This is a genomic window from Corynebacterium sp. KPL4035 (assembly GCF_037908325.1).
GTDB classification, from domain to species: domain Bacteria; phylum Actinomycetota; class Actinomycetes; order Mycobacteriales; family Mycobacteriaceae; genus Corynebacterium; species Corynebacterium kefirresidentii.
In genome coordinates, this window is the sequence record NZ_JBBMGF010000004.1 from 107,287 (window position 1) to 125,204 (window position 17,918).

General features: G+C 58.1%; 15 protein-coding genes. 13 read left to right on the forward strand and 2 right to left on the reverse strand.

Annotated elements, in window-relative coordinates; translation table 11 throughout:
* The first annotated feature begins 156 nt into the window (after window positions 1-156).
* From WMP96_RS05485 to WMP96_RS05515, 7 genes are all read left to right on the forward strand, one after another.
* Window positions 157-1,107: a malate dehydrogenase gene (locus tag WMP96_RS05485; RefSeq protein WP_239207920.1), complete on the forward strand. Its 951-nt coding sequence runs from the start codon at window positions 157-159 to the stop codon at window positions 1,105-1,107.
* Window positions 1,108-1,187: 80 nt separating this feature from the next.
* Complete coding sequence (locus WMP96_RS05490; RefSeq protein ID WP_239204999.1) at window positions 1,188-3,908, forward strand: valine--tRNA ligase; 2,721 nt, start codon at window positions 1,188-1,190, stop codon at window positions 3,906-3,908.
* Complete coding sequence (folC, locus tag WMP96_RS05495) at window positions 3,908-5,443, forward strand: bifunctional tetrahydrofolate synthase/dihydrofolate synthase (protein WP_239205001.1); 1,536 nt, start codon at window positions 3,908-3,910, stop codon at window positions 5,441-5,443. Before WMP96_RS05490 ends, folC begins: the two co-directional genes overlap by 1 nt.
* On the forward strand, window positions 5,440-5,952 hold the full coding sequence (locus WMP96_RS05500) for a DUF4233 domain-containing protein (RefSeq protein ID WP_023020930.1): 513 nt from the start codon (window positions 5,440-5,442) through the stop codon (window positions 5,950-5,952). The genes folC and WMP96_RS05500 overlap by 4 nt, the downstream gene beginning before the upstream one ends.
* Window positions 5,953-6,007: 55 nt before the next feature.
* Window positions 6,008-6,319, forward strand: a complete 312-nt coding sequence (locus tag WMP96_RS05505) for a hypothetical protein (RefSeq protein ID WP_023020931.1) — start codon at window positions 6,008-6,010, stop codon at window positions 6,317-6,319.
* Between the two features lie 79 nt (window positions 6,320-6,398).
* On the forward strand, window positions 6,399-6,809 hold the full coding sequence (gene ndk / locus WMP96_RS05510; protein ID WP_005324068.1) for a nucleoside-diphosphate kinase: 411 nt from the start codon (window positions 6,399-6,401) through the stop codon (window positions 6,807-6,809).
* 161 nt (window positions 6,810-6,970) lie between these two features.
* Window positions 6,971-8,275 carry an exonuclease domain-containing protein gene (locus WMP96_RS05515; protein ID WP_239205003.1) on the forward strand — a complete coding sequence of 435 codons (1,305 nt, stop codon included), beginning with the start codon at window positions 6,971-6,973 and terminating at the stop codon, window positions 8,273-8,275.
* Between the two features lie 13 nt (window positions 8,276-8,288).
* Here the strand turns inward: WMP96_RS05515 and WMP96_RS05520 are convergent, their stop codons facing one another.
* Window positions 8,289-8,639, reverse strand: a complete 351-nt coding sequence (locus tag WMP96_RS05520; RefSeq protein WP_301715987.1) for an ArsR/SmtB family transcription factor — start codon at window positions 8,637-8,639, stop codon at window positions 8,289-8,291.
* 125 nt (window positions 8,640-8,764) lie between these two features.
* Here WMP96_RS05520 and arsB point away from each other — a divergent pair, with 125 nt between their 5' ends.
* Window positions 8,765-9,829, forward strand: a complete 1,065-nt coding sequence (gene arsB, locus WMP96_RS05525; protein ID WP_301715986.1) for an ACR3 family arsenite efflux transporter — start codon at window positions 8,765-8,767, stop codon at window positions 9,827-9,829.
* Here the strand turns inward: arsB and WMP96_RS05530 are convergent.
* On the reverse strand, window positions 9,826-10,593 hold the full coding sequence (locus WMP96_RS05530) for a hypothetical protein (protein ID WP_301715985.1): 768 nt from the start codon (window positions 10,591-10,593) through the stop codon (window positions 9,826-9,828). The genes arsB and WMP96_RS05530 overlap by 4 nt on opposite strands.
* Window positions 10,594-10,795: 202 nt before the next feature.
* Between WMP96_RS05530 and WMP96_RS05535 the strand changes: the two genes are divergently transcribed.
* The 5 genes from WMP96_RS05535 to WMP96_RS05555 all read left to right on the forward strand — a co-directional run bounded on the left by WMP96_RS05535 (window position 10,796) and on the right by WMP96_RS05555 (window position 17,913).
* Window positions 10,796-14,632, forward strand: a complete 3,837-nt coding sequence (locus WMP96_RS05535; protein WP_340432312.1) for a translation initiation factor IF-2 N-terminal domain-containing protein — start codon at window positions 10,796-10,798, stop codon at window positions 14,630-14,632.
* A gap of 226 nt (window positions 14,633-14,858) precedes the next feature.
* Window positions 14,859-15,164, forward strand: coding sequence for a 50S ribosomal protein L21 (gene rplU / locus WMP96_RS05540; protein ID WP_005324077.1), 306 nt, complete (start codon window positions 14,859-14,861; stop codon window positions 15,162-15,164).
* Between the two features lie 42 nt (window positions 15,165-15,206).
* Window positions 15,207-15,485, forward strand: coding sequence for a 50S ribosomal protein L27 (gene rpmA / locus WMP96_RS05545; RefSeq protein WP_005324079.1), 279 nt, complete (start codon window positions 15,207-15,209; stop codon window positions 15,483-15,485).
* A 774-nt stretch (window positions 15,486-16,259) separates the two neighbouring features.
* Window positions 16,260-16,319, forward strand: a complete 60-nt coding sequence (locus WMP96_RS05550; RefSeq protein ID WP_232212622.1) for a hypothetical protein — start codon at window positions 16,260-16,262, stop codon at window positions 16,317-16,319.
* Between the two features lie 1,420 nt (window positions 16,320-17,739).
* Window positions 17,740-17,913, forward strand: a complete 174-nt coding sequence (locus WMP96_RS05555; RefSeq protein ID WP_301715982.1) for a hypothetical protein — start codon at window positions 17,740-17,742, stop codon at window positions 17,911-17,913.
* Window positions 17,914-17,918: the final 5 nt, after the last annotated feature.

Below are 17,918 nucleotides of genomic sequence, written 5' to 3' on the forward strand. Positions count from 1 at the left end.
ACCTCAGCGAATATCCCCTCCAAAAGAGGGGACCAGATTCACAGCGCGAGAGGCGGCGGTGGGGCTAAGCTCGGGGATGGGTACATTCCGTGGCGGTGCGAGCAGCCTGGCTCGCGTGTGCCGCCCTTGACGCAGCCATTGAGGAGGCTTTTAACCATGACTCAGCCCGTCAAAATCACTGTCACCGGTGCCGCTGGCAATATCGCTTATTCGCTGCTGTGGCGCATCGCTGCCGGCGATGTTTATGGCAAGGACACCCCGGTAGATCTGGCGCTGCTGGAAATCCCCGCCGCGGTGGGCAAGGCCCAGGGCGTGGCCATGGAGCTCAATGACTCCGCCCTGCCGTTGGTCAACTCGATTACGGTAACTGATGACCTAAAGGAGGCCTTTGAAAACACCTCTGCTGCCTTCCTCGTAGGCGCGCGCCCGCGCAGCAAGGGTATGGAGCGTGCGGATCTGCTGGAAGCCAATGGTGCCATCTTCACCAAGCAAGGCAAGGCCATCAATGACTATGCCGCGCGCGATGTCCGCGTGCTTGTGGTGGGCAACCCAGCAAATACCAATGCTCTCATCGCTGCGAAAAATGCCCCGGATGTGGACGATTCTCAGTTCAATGCTCTGATGCGCTTGGACCACAACCGCACCTTGAGCCAGCTAGCGCTGAAAAGCAGCAAGTCCACCAATGATTTCACCAAGGTGGCAGTCTGGGGCAATCACTCTGCAAGCCAGTTCCCGGACATCACCTTTTCCAATGCCGAGGTGGACCAGGATTGGTACCGCGAAGAGATGATCCCCAAGGTAGCGAAGCGCGGTGCCGAGATTATTGAGGTGCGTGGCAGCTCCTCGGCCGCATCGGCGGCGTCGGCAGCTGTGGACCACATGCATGACTGGATTCATGGCACTGAGGATTGGCGCACCGCGGCGGTGCCCTCGGACGGTTCCTACGGCGTCGACAAGGGCCTTATCTGTGGATTCCCCACCATCTGCCGTGATGGAAAGTGGGAAATCGTGCAGGGCCTGGAGCTCAGCGAGTTCCAAAAGGAGCGCATTGCAGCGTCTGTGGCCGAGCTGCGTGAGGAGCGCGAAGCCGTAGCAGACCTGCTCTAAAACCCACTCGGTGCGCACCACATGCTCGGTGCGCACCCTGCCTAGATGAGCCGGTTGACGTGCAAGGTAGAATCGGCCAGGTGACTGAGCAAAATAATGAGCAATTAGTTGGTACCAACCGCGCTGATGCGCTGCCTAAGTCTTGGGAGCCGCAGGCCGTAGAAAAGGACCTCTATGAGGGCTGGGTAGAAAAGGGCTACTTCACCCCGGATGCACATTCGGAGGCCGAGCCTTATTCCATCGTGCTGCCGCCGCCGAATGTGACCGGTCAGCTGCATATGGGCCACGCTTTGGACCACACGCTGATTGATTCCATTATCCGCCGCAAGCGTATGCAAGGCTACGCCACGCTGTGGTTGCCAGGAGCCGACCACGCTGGCATTGCTACCCAGACCAAGGTCGAAGCCAAACTCAAGGAAACCGAGGGCAAAAAGCGCTGGGACTACGAGCGCGAAGAGTTCATTGACAAGGTCTGGGAGTGGAAAGAACAGTACGGTGGCACCATCCAGAACCAGATGCGTGCCATCGGTGACTCCGTAGATTGGTCTCGCGAGCGTTTCACCTTGGACGATGGCCTCTCGCGCGCTGTGCAGACCATTTTTAAGAACCTTTATGATGAGGGCATGATTTACCAGGCTAACCGTCTGGTCAACTGGTCGCCGGTGCTGGAGACCGCCGTCTCTGATATCGAGGTTGTCTACAAGGACGTCGAGGGCGAGCTGGTTTCCATTCGCTATGGCTCGCTTAATGATGATGAACCGCACCTCATCGTGGCCACCACCCGTGTAGAGACCATGCTGGGTGACGTTGCCATTGCCGTTCACCCAGACGATGAGCGCTATGCTGATCTTGTGGGCAAGGAGCTGCCGCACCCATTCCGCGATGACCTCAAGCTCAAGATCATCGCTGACGATTACGTCGATATGGAGTTTGGTACCGGCGCGGTGAAAATCACCCCGGCACACGATCCGAATGACTACGCGATGGGCACCCGCCACAACTTGGACATGCCTACCGTCATGGATACCACTGGCCACATTGCCAATACCGGCACCCGCTTCGACGGCCTGACCCGCGAAGAAGCCCGTGTGGAAATCCGCGAGGCGCTGCGTGAGCAGGGCCGTATTGTCAAGGAAATCCGTCCTTATGTTCACTCCGTGGGACACTCCGAGCGCTCTGGGGAACCCATCGAGCCGCGCCTGTCCCTGCAGTGGTTCGTAGACGTATCAAAGATGGCCAAGGACTCTGGTGCTGCTGTGCGCGAGGGAGATACCACCTTACATCCGCAGTCGCTGGAGCCGCGCTACTTTGAGTGGGTCGATGATATGCACGATTGGTGCATCTCTCGGCAGCTGTGGTGGGGTCACCGCATTCCTATTTGGTACGGGCCGGAAGGCGAAGATGGCCAGCGAGACATCGTCTGCGTCGGCCCCGATGAAGAGCCCCCAGCAGGCTACGAGCAGGATCCTGATGTGCTGGATACGTGGTTCTCCTCCGCGCTGTGGCCATTTTCCACCCTCGGCTGGCCGGAAAAGACCCCGGATCTGGAGAAGTTCTATCCTACCAACGTGCTGGTCACCGCCTATGACATTTTGTTCTTCTGGGTAGCCCGCATGATGATGTTCGGTACTTTCGCTGGCGCTCATACCCCAGAGCTTTTGGGGGAGGGCACCGATGGTCGACCGCAGGTTCCATTTAAGGATCTTTACCTGCACGGCTTGGTTCGCGATGAGCAGGGCCGCAAGATGTCTAAGTCTTTGGGCAACGGCATTGACCCGATGGATTGGGTGCGTGACTACGGCGCAGACGCCCTGCGCTTTACCCTTGCTCGCGGTGCCAACCCGGGTGTGGACCTGCCTTTGGGCTCTGATGCTGCAGCGGCCGCCCGTAACTTCGCCACCAAGCTTTTCAACGCCACCAAGTTTGCCCTCATGAATGGCGCCGGCGTAGCAACGTTGCCCAACCGCGACGAGCTTAGCGACGCCGACCGGTGGATCCTCGACCGCGCCGAAGAGGTCCGCGCCAAGGTGGATGCATACCTGGATGATTACCAGTTCGCTAAGGCAAACGAGCTGCTCTACCACTTCACCTGGGACGAGCTGTGTGACTGGTACCTGGAGATTGCAAAGACCCAGATCCCGCGGGATGGTGTCAGTGAACAGGGCCGCAATACCCAGATTGTCCTGGGACGCGTCCTAGACGTTGTCCTGCGCCTGCTGCACCCAACCATGCCTTTCGTGACCGAGGTGCTTTGGAAGGCTTTGACCGGCGGCGAGTCTATCGTCGTGGCACCGTGGCCCACCGTTGCCGATACCAATGGTGGCGCTACCAAGGATGAGGTGGCCGCCCGTCGCATTGCAGACGCGGATAAGCTCATTACCGAGCTGCGCCGCTTCCGCTCTGACCAGGGTGTCAAGCCTTCTCAGAAGGTCCCGGGCCGCCTCGACTTTGCCGCTGCTGACTTGTCGAACCAGGAAGAGCTGGTGCGCAACCTGGCTAATACCACCGCTCCGGCCGAAGACTTCGATCCTTCCGCCTCCATTGAGGTACGCCTTTCCCAGGCCACCGTGGAGGTCACCCTAGATACCCACGGCGCTGTAGACGTGGAGGCTGAGCGCAAGCGCCTAGAGAAGGACTTGGCCAAAGCCAATAAGGAACTGGAGCAAACCGGCAAGAAGCTTGGCAATGAGAACTTCCTGTCCAAGGCGCCGGAAGAAGTGGTTAATAAAATTAAGCAGCGCCAGCAGATCGCTCGCGAAGAGGTTGAACGCATTACCAGCCGTTTGGAAGGCCTGAAGTAGTGGCGGAAAAGGACAAGGGCACAGAGGATTTTGAGATCGTCGATGCCCTCAAAGAAGGAACCGACGGCGGTCCGGTGGAAATCACCGAGTCCGGCCTGACGCTCAATCTGGGCATGGGCGGCGAGGATGAGTACAACGAGGCCGCCCCACAGGAGGTTTCCGCCGCGGAGCTACGCGCCCTCGCGGAGGTTGAAGAAGAACTCAATGAGCGGTGGCCCGAAACCAAGATTGAGCCTTCCCTCGATCGCATCGAGCTGCTTATGGATCTGCTCGGTCACCCGGAGCGTTCTTTTGATGTCATCCACATCGCTGGCACCAATGGTAAGTCCTCTACCGCACGCATGGTTGATTCGCTCCTGCGTGCCTTCCACCGCCGAGTGGGCTTGGTAACTAGCCCACACCTGCAGCGCGTTACTGAGCGCATCGGCATCGATGGCCAGCCCATTCACCCGCGCGATTATGTGCGTATTTGGCACGAGATCAAGCCGTTTGTGGAAATGGTCGATGCCCAATCGGACGTGCCTATGTCTAAGTTCGAGGTCCTTGTCGGCCTGTCCTATGCTGCGTTTGCCGACGCCCCCGTAGATGTCGCTGTCGTCGAAGTCGGACTCGGCGGACGTTGGGACGCCACCAATGTGGTCACTGCAGACGTCTCCGTCATCACCCCAGTGGGCATGGACCATACGGATTATTTGGGCGATACGATCACCGAAATCGCAGGTGAAAAAGCTGGCATTATTAAGCCGCGCGAGGATGCCGATGATCCGTTGACCCCGAATGAAAATATTGTGGTTATCGCGGAGCAGGACCCAGAAGCCATGCGCGTCATCTTGCAGCAGGCCGTCGATGTCGAGGCGGGCGTGGCCCGCTCCGGTTCCGAATTTGCGGCCCTCGAATCCCGCATTGCCGTTGGCGGCCAGCAGGTGAATATCCAAGGCCTCGGCGGCCTGTATGAGGACATTTTCCTTCCCCTCCATGGCGAGCACCAAGCCAAGAATGCTGCCGTGGCCCTTGCAGCGGTGGAGGCCTTCTTTGGGGCTTCGGCCGGCCACCCATTGGACGTTGCTACCGTGCGCAATGGCTTCGCCCAGGCGATTTCGCCCGGCCGCCTCGAGCGCGTACGTACCTCCCCCACGACGTTTATTGATGCCGCGCATAACCCCCACGGTGCCAAGGCTTTAGGCGCAGCGTTGGACCGCGATTTCGACTTCGCCCGCCTCATCGGTGTGTTGTCCATCTTTGCGGATAAGGACGCAACTGGCATTCTCACCGCGTTGGAGCCGTATCTGACCGAGGTAGTCATTACCCAAAACTCCTCGCCGCGGGCTCTCGACGCTTATGAATTGGCCGAGACTGCTCGCGATATTTACGGCGAGGAACGCGTCCACGTTGCCGAGGATCTTCCCGGCGCTTATGCCCAAGCCGTTGAACTTGCTGAAGACGCGGAGGTGCAATCCGGCTCCGGCATTATCATCACCGGCTCGGTCGTCACTGCCGGTGACGCCCGCGCGATGTTTGGAAAGGAACCTGCATGAGCCGCGACAATCACCACCCAGGCGGAGAGCGCCAACCCCGCCCGCCCCGCAGCAGCCGTGCCCGCGGCCGCGAGGAACATATCCCTGAAAGCGAGATCGGACCCCTAGGCATGGGCCAAGCCCCAGTCAAGGACCCACTTAAAAGCTTCAACGGGATGGTCATTGCCAGCTCCCTGACCATGGAGGCGCTCGCCCTATCCTTCGCACTGCCGATGCTGTACAAGCTGTATGACGGCACCCTGTGGACGCCTTTTAACTATTGCTTTGTCCTTGCCGCCATTGTCTTTCACCTAGTGATGATCGCGTTCATGAATAAGAAGTGGGCGCTAACCGTCATCGTGTGGGTGCAACTGCTGTGCGTCATCTTGGGCTTTATGGTCCACTGGGCCGTAGCCGCCATCTTCATCATCTTCGGCTTGGAGTGGCTCCTGGCCGTTTACCTGCGCAGTAACCTCATCGCCCGCATGAAGCGTGGCTACCTCACCACGCAGCACCTCAACGAGAAATAGCACGGTAGCCTTGACGGCCTTCGGCGAGTGGCCAAGACGCGATAGACTGGCGGCCATGCGCACTCTCTATCTCGTCCTTGCCGCACTCGCTTGTGTTGCCGCGGTGGTAGCCCGTGCCGCTACGGGAACGCCGTGGCTACCGCTAGTCGCCCTCATTATTGGCGGCGTTTTTCTGGTTTTGGCCCTGCGGAGCAACTTCGAACCGGCCAAAGAAGCCACCTTCGAGGATTTGGATAAGGAACAGCGAGCGGAGCTGCAACGCCTGTTGGCTAATGGACAGTTTGGCGCCGCAGTAGGCCAGGTACGCCTGTGGTTCAGGGGGACTTCGCAGGGGCGCGCCGAAGAGATAGTTAAACAACTCGCATAGCCCTGGACCCCACACTTTTACCCCCAAAGGAATACCCCAGCGCGCGACGCAGTCGGGTGGTTTCGGTACAGTGTGGGGCATGACTGAACGTACACTGATTCTCATCAAGCCGGACGGCGTAAAGAACGGCCACGTAGGCGAAATCATCTCCCGAATCGAGCGCAAGGGCCTGAAGCTGGCCGAACTCGATCTGCGCGTTGCTGACCGCGAGACCGCGGAGAAGCACTACGAGGAGCACAAGGATAAGCCATTCTTCGGTGACCTCGTCGAGTTCATCACCTCCGCACCGCTTATCGCTGGTGTTGTCGAGGGCGAGCGTGCCATCGAGGCATGGCGTCAGCTGGCCGGTGGCACCGACCCAGTTTCCAAGGCCACCCCGGGCACCATCCGCGGCGACTTCGCTCTGACCGTTGGCGAGAACATCGTGCACGGCTCTGACTCCCCAGAGTCCGCAGAGCGCGAAATCGCTATCTGGTTCCCGAACCTTTAAAGCCTTTATAGCGTTTCGTACGCACTTAAGCCCGAGCCACCGGCTCGGGCTTTATTCATAGCGTCACCTGGTCCCTCGTTATATGGGCAGCGAGCAGGAGCACAACACGCCTACACTGGTGCGGCTAAGAACTATTTTCAACAAGACCTAGGGAGGCGCATATGCGCGGCTACGCGGTCGTAGACATTGAGACCACCGGATTTTCCTATAAGCACGGGCACCGCATCGTTGAAATTGGCGTCGTGGAGCTATCGCCGGAAGGAGCAGTGCAGGATTCCTGGGAAACGCTCATTAACCCGCAACGCCATATCGCGGCCACGGAAATTCATGGCATTTCCGCCTCTGATGTTCTAGGCGCGCCCACCTTTGCGCAAGTAGCGGACAAGCTGGCTAATTCTCTCGAAGACCGCATATTCGTTGCTCACAATGCGGGATTCGATCGGACCTTTATTCAGTCCGAGCTGCTGGCTTGTCGCGCCTGTTCTGAAGAGGCGTTGCCGGCGATCGATACGGCCGTATTGGCACGCAGGTATCTTGGTCTTCCCAAGGTGAAGCTGGGGGATTGCTGCGCCCATCTGGGAATTCATAATGAGTTGGCACACTCCGCATTGGCGGATGCGATGGCCACGGCGCAACTATTCCAGCATTTCCTGGCCAATACCCCGGCAGCCCAAGAGAACTATATGAGTGAGCGCTTGGCTGAGCAACAGCTGTATCGCAGCCTGGCACCCCACCCGGGTTGGGTGGAGCCGGCACTTCTCAGCCGCGCAGCTGCGGAATCCGCCAAGCAAGCGGCACAGTACGGCGGCTGGTTCGCCGGGCTCGTCGCACAACGTGAGACGCCATCGAATACGGCTGCGGAAGACTATTTCAAGCTTCTCGATGCCGCCTTGCTCGACCGCCGCCTCTCTGCCACCGAGCAAACCCAATTGCTGGCCTTTGCTCAAGCACATGGGCTCGATGAACATGGTCTGCGCGAGCTGCATGAAGCCTATATCACGCTGCTGATTGAAGAAGCCTGGGCTGATGGTGTTGTCACGGCTGAGGAACGCGACATCCTGGCTTCTGTCGGCCGCGCCTTGGGGATCCCGGCTTCTGATATCGAGGCTGCCGTAGACCCCGACACCGCTCCACAGGCAGAAGGTCGGCATGGTGCCCCTAGTGAAGAGGCGCCGCAAGGTTCTGAAAAGGCCGGCAGTATTGGCGGACTCGCCAGCATGGGCGGCATTGTGGTGAGCGCTGGCGAGCGAGTAACCATTACCGGAGCTAAGGCCTACTCGACTGCGGAATGGGAAGAGTATTTTGCCGCGCACGGCGTGGAGATTGGCGGCCTAGCCAAAAAGACCAAGGTGCTCATCGCCGGTGACCCGGACTCGCAATCGGGCAAAGCCAAGAAAGCGAAGCAGTATGGCATTCCCATCGTTGCGGAAGACGTCGCCCGTGAGGTCATTCACTTCGCAGACTAGGACTGGAGCTCTCCTAATCGAAGGAGAGTAATTGGCGCAGCGTGCTGAAGGCTTCCCTTTGTACTCGATGGGTAACGGTCCGGCCCGATTGCTGCTTGATTAAAAGGCCGGATTCCCTCAACTTGCCGAGGTGATGGGATACCGTCGGCTGGCTAAGGCCGGAAAGCGCGGTCAACTCCGTCACACTCATCGGGCCGCAGCCCTCATCGCACAAAATGGATAATAGGCGCAGGCGGGCTGGGTCAGCAAGGACTTTAAATTGCTGGGAAAAGTACAAAGAATCGCTCTGGCTGAGCGGGCCACTGCTCAGTGAGCAGCACTGCCCGTCGGGGGTGTTATCAGCATTGCTAGGGGAGGAGTCCATGCACACAGTATAAGGAGGCTGCTTCATAAGGAGGCTGCTTCCTACTCCGTTATATTGACGAGTATCAATATGGGTGATTAAAGTACTGCCTTGAAATGTGAATTCCTCGTCGCGCAAGGAGAGCTATGGCCATTCCGCAAAGCCCAAAATTGTCATTTCTCGATAGATTCCTGCCCGTCTGGATCATCATGGCCATGGCTGTGGGGCTATTGATCGGCCACTTCCTGCCAGGTATTGGAGAAGCACTATCTGCCCTAGAGGTAGGCGGTATTTCTCTTCCGATTGCACTGGGTCTGCTAGTCATGATGTATCCGCCCCTGGCTAAGGTCCGCTACGAAAAGACCCGAGACATTGCTGCCGACGGCCGATTGATGGTGGTATCGATTGTGTTGAACTGGCTGGCGGGGCCTGCATTGATGTTCACCCTGGCGTGGATATTTCTTGCCGACCAGCCCGAGCTGCGAACCGGCCTGATTATTGTTGGGTTAGCCCGCTGTATCGCAATGGTCCTAGTGTGGTCCGATCTCTCCTGCGCCGACCGCGAGGCCACCGCTGTTCTCGTGGCTATTAATTCCGTTTTCCAAGTAGCTATGTTTGGCGTTATGGGCTGGTTTTACCTGCAGGTTCTTCCTGGTTGGCTAGGCCTGGATACCACCTCTGCTGATTTTTCTTTCTGGTCCATCGTCACGGCGGTTCTCGTATTTTTGGGAGTGCCACTGCTGCTTGGTGTCCTCTCACGGGTCTGGGGTGAGAAAGACAAAGGCCGCGAATGGTTTGAAAACCGCTTCCTTCCGGCAGTATCTCCCTTGGCGATGATCGGCTTGCTTTATACCATTGTGTTGCTGTTCTCCCTGCAGGGAGAACAGTTGGTAGCGCAGCCCACGGCGGTGATCAAGGTTGCGATTCCGTTGGTCATTTACTTCGTTGGAATGTTCTTCCTAGCTCTGGGCGTGGCAAAGGCCGTGGGAATGAACTATGCGCAATCTGCTTCCGTGGCCTTTACCGCAGCAGGCAATAATTTCGAACTGGCCATCGCGGTTTCCATTGGCACTTTTGGCGCGGCGTCTGCACAGGCTCTGGCCGGCACCATCGGACCTCTCATTGAGATTCCCGTGCTCGTGGGACTCGTGTACGTCATGCTCTGGATAGGGCCGAAGCTATTTCCAGGAGACGAAAGCTTGCCGCGTTAACGCTTGCCCAATTGGTAGAGGCAACGAACCCCGGTCGGTGTGACGGTGTTTTTCCAGTCCTTGGGCGCAGAGCGCAAGGCGATGCGGTCAAGTTTCACTAGGCCCGCCTGTGCCAATTCATCAAGATGCTCACATACTAGGTCGAGATCGACCTGCATGAATTTGGACAGGGACCTAGCGGAGACCGTATTTCCTTGCACCGCGCCGGCGGCTATGAGGGCGGTGAGGGTGTCCACGTGGGCGTCGGCAAGCACTAGGCGAGCCTCGGTTACTCCTTCAAGCGGATCCTTTTCCAGGATCTTGTTAATGCGCCGCCGGCCAATCCGAAAGGATTGAGAAAACATTGCCCACAGCCCCAAAGGCAAGCCGCACGCCCACCACGCCCCTGACAGGACACCGGCAATGGGCGGGGCAAGTTCTACCTCCGGCACTAGCCCGGCTGCACTTAGTGGAGCCATGGCCAGCGGCGCGGCGATGGGGATAAGCGGGGCGATATAGGCAATGGTGGGATAGTCGCCCTCGCGATACTCCTCCCGCGCGGCGTTGATGCCGCGTGGGTAGTTGCGGATGAGGTGCACTAACCCCAGCACCGCACAGATGGCAAAAATACCGGCTCCTACCAGCATATAATCCACGCCGGTGTTGGCGAATCCAATGGCAAAGCCGGCCGGTACGCCGAAGTAAAGCGCCGAGCGTACAGGGATTTCATTGCGCTGCCGATACTGTGCCAGCTCGCGGGCGGGGATTCGTGCTAGTTCTGCCACCCTGTCAACATAACACCGCCTGCCAGCCTGGCTGCGTTTCTGTGACACAATGGTAATTAGCGCGTACGAGACGCGTAATAACTTAATACCCACAAACTTTTATAGCGCGCAGAATGCCTCGCGCGGCGGCGGTACAGTCCATGGCTGTGCCTGCGCCCGAGGTAGCGCCTGAAACAGACGATGTACAGGAGTAAGCCCGAACATGGTGGCACAGAACTCTCAAGAAACAACTGAAAACCTCAAGGCGGCGGCGTCTTTGGCCCAGAACTTGGATCGTGGCCAGCTCAAAGACAAGGTCCGCGTTTATGCCCTTGCCAAGCAGCTGGGGCTTGCCTCGCGCGATCTGGTGGCGCAGCTGAAAGAGATGGGGCTAAAAAAGAGCGCGCAAAGCTCCCTTACCCGTGAGGAAGCAGGCCAGGTGCTCGATGCCGTGGCTCAAGCCGCGGCGCTTGGCGATGCCCCCTCTGGCGATACCAGCGAAGCCTCCACCGCCGCACCGGACACGGAGTCCGCAGACAATGCTGCTGTACCGCAGGAAGATAATTCAGGCAAGCAACCCGAGAAGAAGCCGGCGAAGAAGCGCGCCAAGCGCGCACGCAAGGCCACTCGCAAATCCGCAGCCCCAGTGTCCGAAGAGTCGGCCGAGACCGACGCAGCGGGGGAGCAGCCCACAGAAGACGAAGAACGCCTACGCCACCGCGTGCGCAAGAACGTGGATAATGAGATCTCCCAAATCGAAGACAAGGTAGAAGCGTCACTCGCCAAGGCCGCAGCCGATACCGGCTCAGCTGCCGAAGACGCCGCAGCGGCGGAATCCGCGGATGAGGTGGAAGAAGCGCCGGCGAGTGCACTCGATACCGGCACAGTTGATGCGGCGAAGCTGCACGAAGCGCTTGCGGAGGCCGGCGAGGATTTCGAGGATGACTACTACGCCCCGCACATTGTCCCGCGCGCTGAATCTGAGGAAGAATCCGGGCACTATGACTTTGCACCGATCTTCATGGCCCCACAGCAAGATGATGCAGCGGCCTTCGCACTAGTTGCAGACGCTGCGGAGGAAGATTTCTCCGGCGATGACTCCGAAAGCGACGATGTTGCCGAGGAAGTGAGTGAGCAGCCGGGCTCCGGCCGTGGTTCTGGTAAATCCGAGGCTCGCCGTCGAGGTCGCCGCGGCGCCTCCCGCGGACGCGGCGCTAGCTCGAACCGTGAGGATCAGGCTACCGAGCCCGAATACATTGACGAGCCGAAGGCCATCCGTGGCTCCACGCGCATCGAGGCCCAAAAGCGCCGCCGCGCGGAACTGCGCGCAAAGGGCCGCACCCGCCAGCACATTGTTTCCCAGGCAGAGTTTCTTGCCCGCCGCGAAGCCGTGGAGCGCACCATGGTGGTGCGCGATAAGGAGCGCGAGGATGGTGCCGGAATCATCACGCAGGTGGGCGTGCTAGAAGATGACCTGCTGGTCGAGCACTTCGTTACCACCGAGTCCCAGGCTTCGCTGATTGGCAATATTTACCTAGGACGCGTCCAAAACGTCCTGCCGTCGATGGAGGCGGCCTTCGTAGATATCGGACAGGGCCGAAATGGCGTGCTCTACGCCGGTGAAATCGATTGGCGCAAGACCAAGCTGCATGGGCGCGCCCGCAAGGTAGAAAATGCTCTGAAGTCCGGCGATCAGGTATTGGTTCAGGTGGCCAAGGACCCAATTGGTCACAAGGGCGCGCGCCTGACCACCCAGATTTCCCTTGCCGGCCGCTACCTGGTCTATGTGCCAGGCGGCCGCAGCGCGGGCATTTCCCGCAAGCTGCCCGCCCCAGAGCGCAAGCGCTTGAAGGATATCCTGGGCCGCGTGGTGCCGGGCGATGGGGGAGCGATTATCCGCACCGCTGCCGAAAATGTCTCGGAAGAGGCGATCGCTACCGACGTCAACCGCCTGCACAGCCGGTGGGAGGACATCATCGCCCACGCCAAGAAAGAAAAGTCCTCCAAGGGCGCCAAGCCGGTGACCATGTACGAAGAGCCAAATATGCTCATCAAGGTGGTCCGCGATCTCTTTAACGAAGACTTCACCGAGCTCATCGTTGATGGCAAGCGTTCGTTCAATACCGTCCGCGCCTACGTCGATTCCATGGCGCCGGACCTTGCGGATCGCGTGGTGCGCTTTCGCGCCAAGGACCACGGCGGGCAGGATGCCTTCGAGGCCCACCGCATTGACGAGCAGCTGCATAAGGCCCTCTCGCGCAAGGTATGGCTGCCATCCGGCGGCACGCTGGTCATTGACCGCACCGAAGCCATGACCGTCATCGACGTCAATACCGGCAAGTTCACCGGTTCTGGTGGCAACCTAGAGGAAACGGTAACCCGCAATAACCTCGAGGCAGCCGAAGAAATCGTGCGCCAGATGCGCCTGCGCGATTTGGGCGGCATGATTGTGGTGGACTTTATCGATATGGTCCTGCCAGAAAACCAGGATTTGGTCCTGCGCCGCTTGAAGGAGGCCTTAGGCCGCGGCCGCACCCGCCACCAGGTTTCTGAGGTTACCTCTCTGGGCTTGGTGCAGATGACCCGTAAGCGCCTGGGCACCGGGCTGGTGGAGACCTTCTCTACCGAGTGCGAGTGCTGCCATGGCCGCGGGATCATCATTCACCAGTACCCGGTGGACGAGGCTGAGGACAATTCGCGCGCGAAGCACTCTGGGCGCAAGTCCAAGTCGCACAAAAAGCAGACTCATGATCCGCAGCAGCACCCGGCTGCGGTGGCGATGCATAAGCACGAGCTTGATGACGCCCCTGAAAGCGATTCCAAGCCCAAGCGCTTTAAGAAGACCCAGGCGCCGGTCTACGGCATCGAGAGCGGAGACGCCGCACGGGAATCCGCAAAGACGTCGCTGGAGGAGCTCGTAGCTAACGTCGTTGTGGATGAGCGCGGTGCGGACGAGCCGCACGCTGATCAGAACACGCACAGCGGAGACCGAGACAGCGCTAAGGAGCGCGGACGCGGCCGTGGGCGCCGACGGGCTCGCAAGCACACCCAGACTGAAGTATCCGATATCGAGGCCATCGCATACGCTGCGGCGGACAATGCTGCGGAGAGCGACGAGGTGCAGGAATTTAATTCCTACGTCCCCGATGCGGATACGGACGCGGACTCGGGTGCCGTCGCTAAGGCCCACCCAGATGCTGGGGAGGGCTCCAAACGCGGCAAGAAGCCGCGCCGGGCGACCCGCCGCTCTAAGGCCACACGCGCTGGCACAGGCAGCAAGCAGAAAGCCACGGAGTCTGCAGCAGGCAAGACCTATGAAGAGGCTGTGGCCGAGTTCGAGGCTTCCCCGCGCCGCAAGCGCCGCACACGCGGCAATTCGCGTTCTGATAGGCGTCCACAGCCGCAGGAATTTGCCGTCGCCGGTGAACAGGAATCTGCCGTACACAAGGCCGATCAGGCGGTACCCGCATCCGATGGCGGTAACGCAAGCGAGGCCGCAGCACAAAAGGGGCAGAAGGACTCGCGCGGGGAGCGAAAGGGCCGCCGGCGTGGTCGCCGTCGCACGGTGCGCACCCAGCAAGCCCAAAGCCGTGTTTCTTCGCGCCTGCCACACGAGTTAAAGGAGAAGACGCAGGAGCACGAGCAGGCGGGTGGCTCGGCCGAGCAGCGACATGAAAAGGCCGTTGGCACCACGCGTGCGGGGCGCACCGGTGGCAAGGGTCGCGGGCGTCGCCGTGCCGTGCGTCAGGCTGCCCCTAAGAAAGCCGTAGCAGAGAACCCGAAGGCAATGAAGTCCGAGTCGGGCCGTTCTACGCGACAGGAAAGCTCGCCGGAGCGCACCGGTTCTGGGAACCGGGCGGGCTCGAGCGATTCCAAGGTCTTGCGCCGTGGCAAGAAGAGGGCGGTGCGCAAAAAGGGGACGTCGGCAAGAGCGAGGGCCCCAAAGGCACAGGATAACGGTGCCCAGAAGCAGTCTGCGGCGAGCGGAGTCCACCCAGAAAAAGCCTCAGCTAAATCTGGGCGCGGGCGGCGCCGTGTAGCACGGCGAAGCAAGTCTTAGGGCTACGCCACGCGGGCACGAAAAGCGTGGTTTGTATTTTGTGCCCGCTACGGGGTAGTCTTTGACAGTCGCTGTTTAGTACTCACAGCGCTGGATCAGTCCGACACTCACTCAGTGAGTTGTGCGGGCATGTTCGCGCGGGAACTAAACGCAATATGTAAGTGTCCATTCGGAACGCGGCCTCCCCGGTTGCTTCCGAGCGAGTTTAGATAAGGGGTAACCCTCTATGTACGCGATCGTCAAGACCGGCGGCAAGCAGTACAAGGTTGCTGAAGGTGACCTCGTCAAGGTCGAGAAGATCGAGGGTGAGCCAGGCTCTGCCGTAGCTCTCACCCCGGTTCTGCTCGTCGATGGCGCCGATGTTAAGTCCAAGGCTTCCGACTTGGAGAAGGTTTCTGTTTCCGCAGAAATCGTTGAGCAGGGTAAGGGCCCGAAGGTCGATATCCTGAAGTACAAGAACAAGACTGGTTACAAGAAGCGTCAGGGCCACCGTCAGCCTGTGACCACCTTGAAGATCACCGGTATCAAGTAAGCCTTAACCGGCTGTAATTATCCCTGAAGGAGGGAAAACCACATGGCACACAAGAAGGGTGCTTCCAGCTCCAGCAACGGTCGCGATTCCGAGTCTAAGCGTCTCGGCGTCAAGCGCTTCGGTGGTCAGCAGGTTAATGCCGGCGAGATCATCGTGCGTCAGCGCGGTACCAAGTTCCACCCAGGTGAGAACGTAGGCCGCGGCGGCGACGATACCCTGTTTGCGCTTGCAGCTGGCTCCGTTGAGTTCGGTATCAAGCGTGGCCGTCGTATGGTCAACATCGTTCCGGCTGAAGAGGTTGCTGCAGAAGCGACTGCTTAACTTCAGTCCGATTAGGCTAATCCTCGAGTCCGTCCCACAGCAGTGTGAAGGGCTTGGGGATTTTCTGTTGTAAAAGGGCTCTCGGATTCTGCTTCTCGGGGAACACCTGTTGTCGGTGGGGTTATTGTGTGGAGTCGAATTGGGTCCAGTTTCTCCTATTATGTCGCCGTTTGCGGCGTTGATCAGGTTGGTGGTTCATTCTGAGTGGCTGCTGGTGTGGATGGTTTGGCAAAGTCTGTGGCTTATAGGCCTGCTGGTGAGTTGGACTTGCCGCGCAATCCTCGCAGGCATACTAGCTGTGTGGCAGTCAGGCGATAGCCCGACTGCGGCTTGAAGGTGTGGAACCGATGCATTTTGTGCGCCCGCTTTCCATAAGCTCTAGTCCGGTTTATCGGACTGGTAATGAGCTTGGTTTGTGGAAGCGCAATCCGCATGCTTGCGAAGATGTGTAACTACGCGCCGGTGTGGTTATATGCAGCTGCGTGAATGTTTAGGTCCAAAGATGCAGCTTTAGCTTGTGGTATTCATCCGCGTGATGTTGCTGATATGGACCAGGAGTTATTAAAATTTCCACTGGGCATGTGCCTTTGTCCCGGCTGGCCCGGATTTGGCGCTGTATAACAAGCTTATGTAGGTAATCCCGTATGTCGTTGGCCGCCAAGCAGCCCCAGGCCTGGCTATTCCACAAGAGCGAATTGATAGGCATATTGCTTCGCGTTATCTATCGGTAGAAAGCGTGAGCTCATCTTTGATCTTGACCGGCAGGGTAAAAGCGTGTGTGAGACAGCTCGGCGTTTTCAGTACTCTGCTAGCACTATCAGCAAGAAGCTTTAGCGTAACCGGGACGAGTTTGGGGTGTATCTTCCCACATATGCGCACCGTAAATCGGCGTCGAGTACGTTTACGCCGGAAGCGCAGGATTGATGCCAATCCACGTTTGCGTGAGACGGTCTGGGCGATGGTGAAAGATAGGTACTCGCCGCAGCAGATGTGCGGGTGGTTGCGTAGTTGCTATCCCGGTGATGAGGCTACGTACGTGTGTCCTGAAAGGATCTATCAACCTTTGTTTTCCCAGGCTAAATACGAGTCGAAAAAGAAGTCGCTGCTGCACTACGTCGAGATCACGCGCAACGTCGACCTCGTGGCACGCGAAGCGCGCCCGCAAGCGGTATGTCGATCCTACGGTCATGATTTCCGACTGGGCGGTACCAGGTCTTTGTGTAGCTGATCTCATCTTAGGTGTTGATAACCAGTCTGCAAATGGGCGCTCAAGTAGAGCGAACCATACGCTATGTAGTGCCTCCGAAGTAAACAAAGGGTTTACTAAAACAATTGCTATCTTGAGTTCAGAAGATTATTGCACCACCTTGTTGTAGGACAGCGTTGTTGTAGCTGGGGTAGCTCGTTCCCTTTGACGTCTGAGTCAGATGGTAGCGGTCTGAAGGAGGTTAGCAAGAGAGACTTGCGGTATATGTGGCCGCTAGATCTCGTAACATACTCTTATATTTCTGTGTAGGCTGATGGCATATAAGTAGGATCTTACCGGGGAGCGATGCTCATGACGTGCAGTGCATGGTAGGTATGGAGCAGCTGCCGTGTAGGTGGCGCCAATGCAGACTTGGTGAAGGATGTGGTCTACACCTGACGGGTTGTAGGCCAGCAGATGGGATCAAATAAAAATATCCCTACGTATAGTGTGTCGCAAGGGAAACCCTTGTTGTCTTAAGGGATCTCCACTGATTTCTGTAGAGAGCGGTCGCTCAGTTGGGGATTTGCGGCACGTCAGAAAGGATAAAAAGCTGATTTGCCAACGTGTAAAAGGCCCGCAGGAACATAATCGGAAGAGAAGCTATTAAGAAGAGCCAACTGTTCAGTGGAATAAAGCGTACAGATTAACCCCTATAAAGGGGGTTATTAGGGGTGCCTGGGCGCTAGGTAAAAATAAAGACTTTTAAATTAGAACGCGGATAGTTAACCTACGCGTTTATCTCATTTAACCTATCCTTCAATTTAATTGAAAGGCGGGCTACATAATCGCTGTTGAATTCCCAAAAGATGAGTATAGGCTTAACTGAGGCTGGGTTAGAATTATGATTTCCTAGTTGAAAGGGGGTGCAATTAGTTTGTAGAGCAGAATTTCTGTTGCGGAATTGTCACCTTATGGCAGAATACCTTTAGTGGGACGTGAGAGCGGTCCTGCAATCGAACCCTATCTGGGCTGAAAGTTCGCCAGAGGATACCGAGGAGTATGAGTATGAACTTTGACCTGTCGACCATCCAGGATTACCTATCCACCATCCAGCTTCACTTGGACAACTTCGTCAACACCCAAGAAGGTTGGTACAAGATTCTGTCCGGCGTGACCGAGATCTTCTCTGGCAAGAATCTTGAGAATGCTGCTGAGGCCATCAACCCGCTGTCCGAATAAAATAA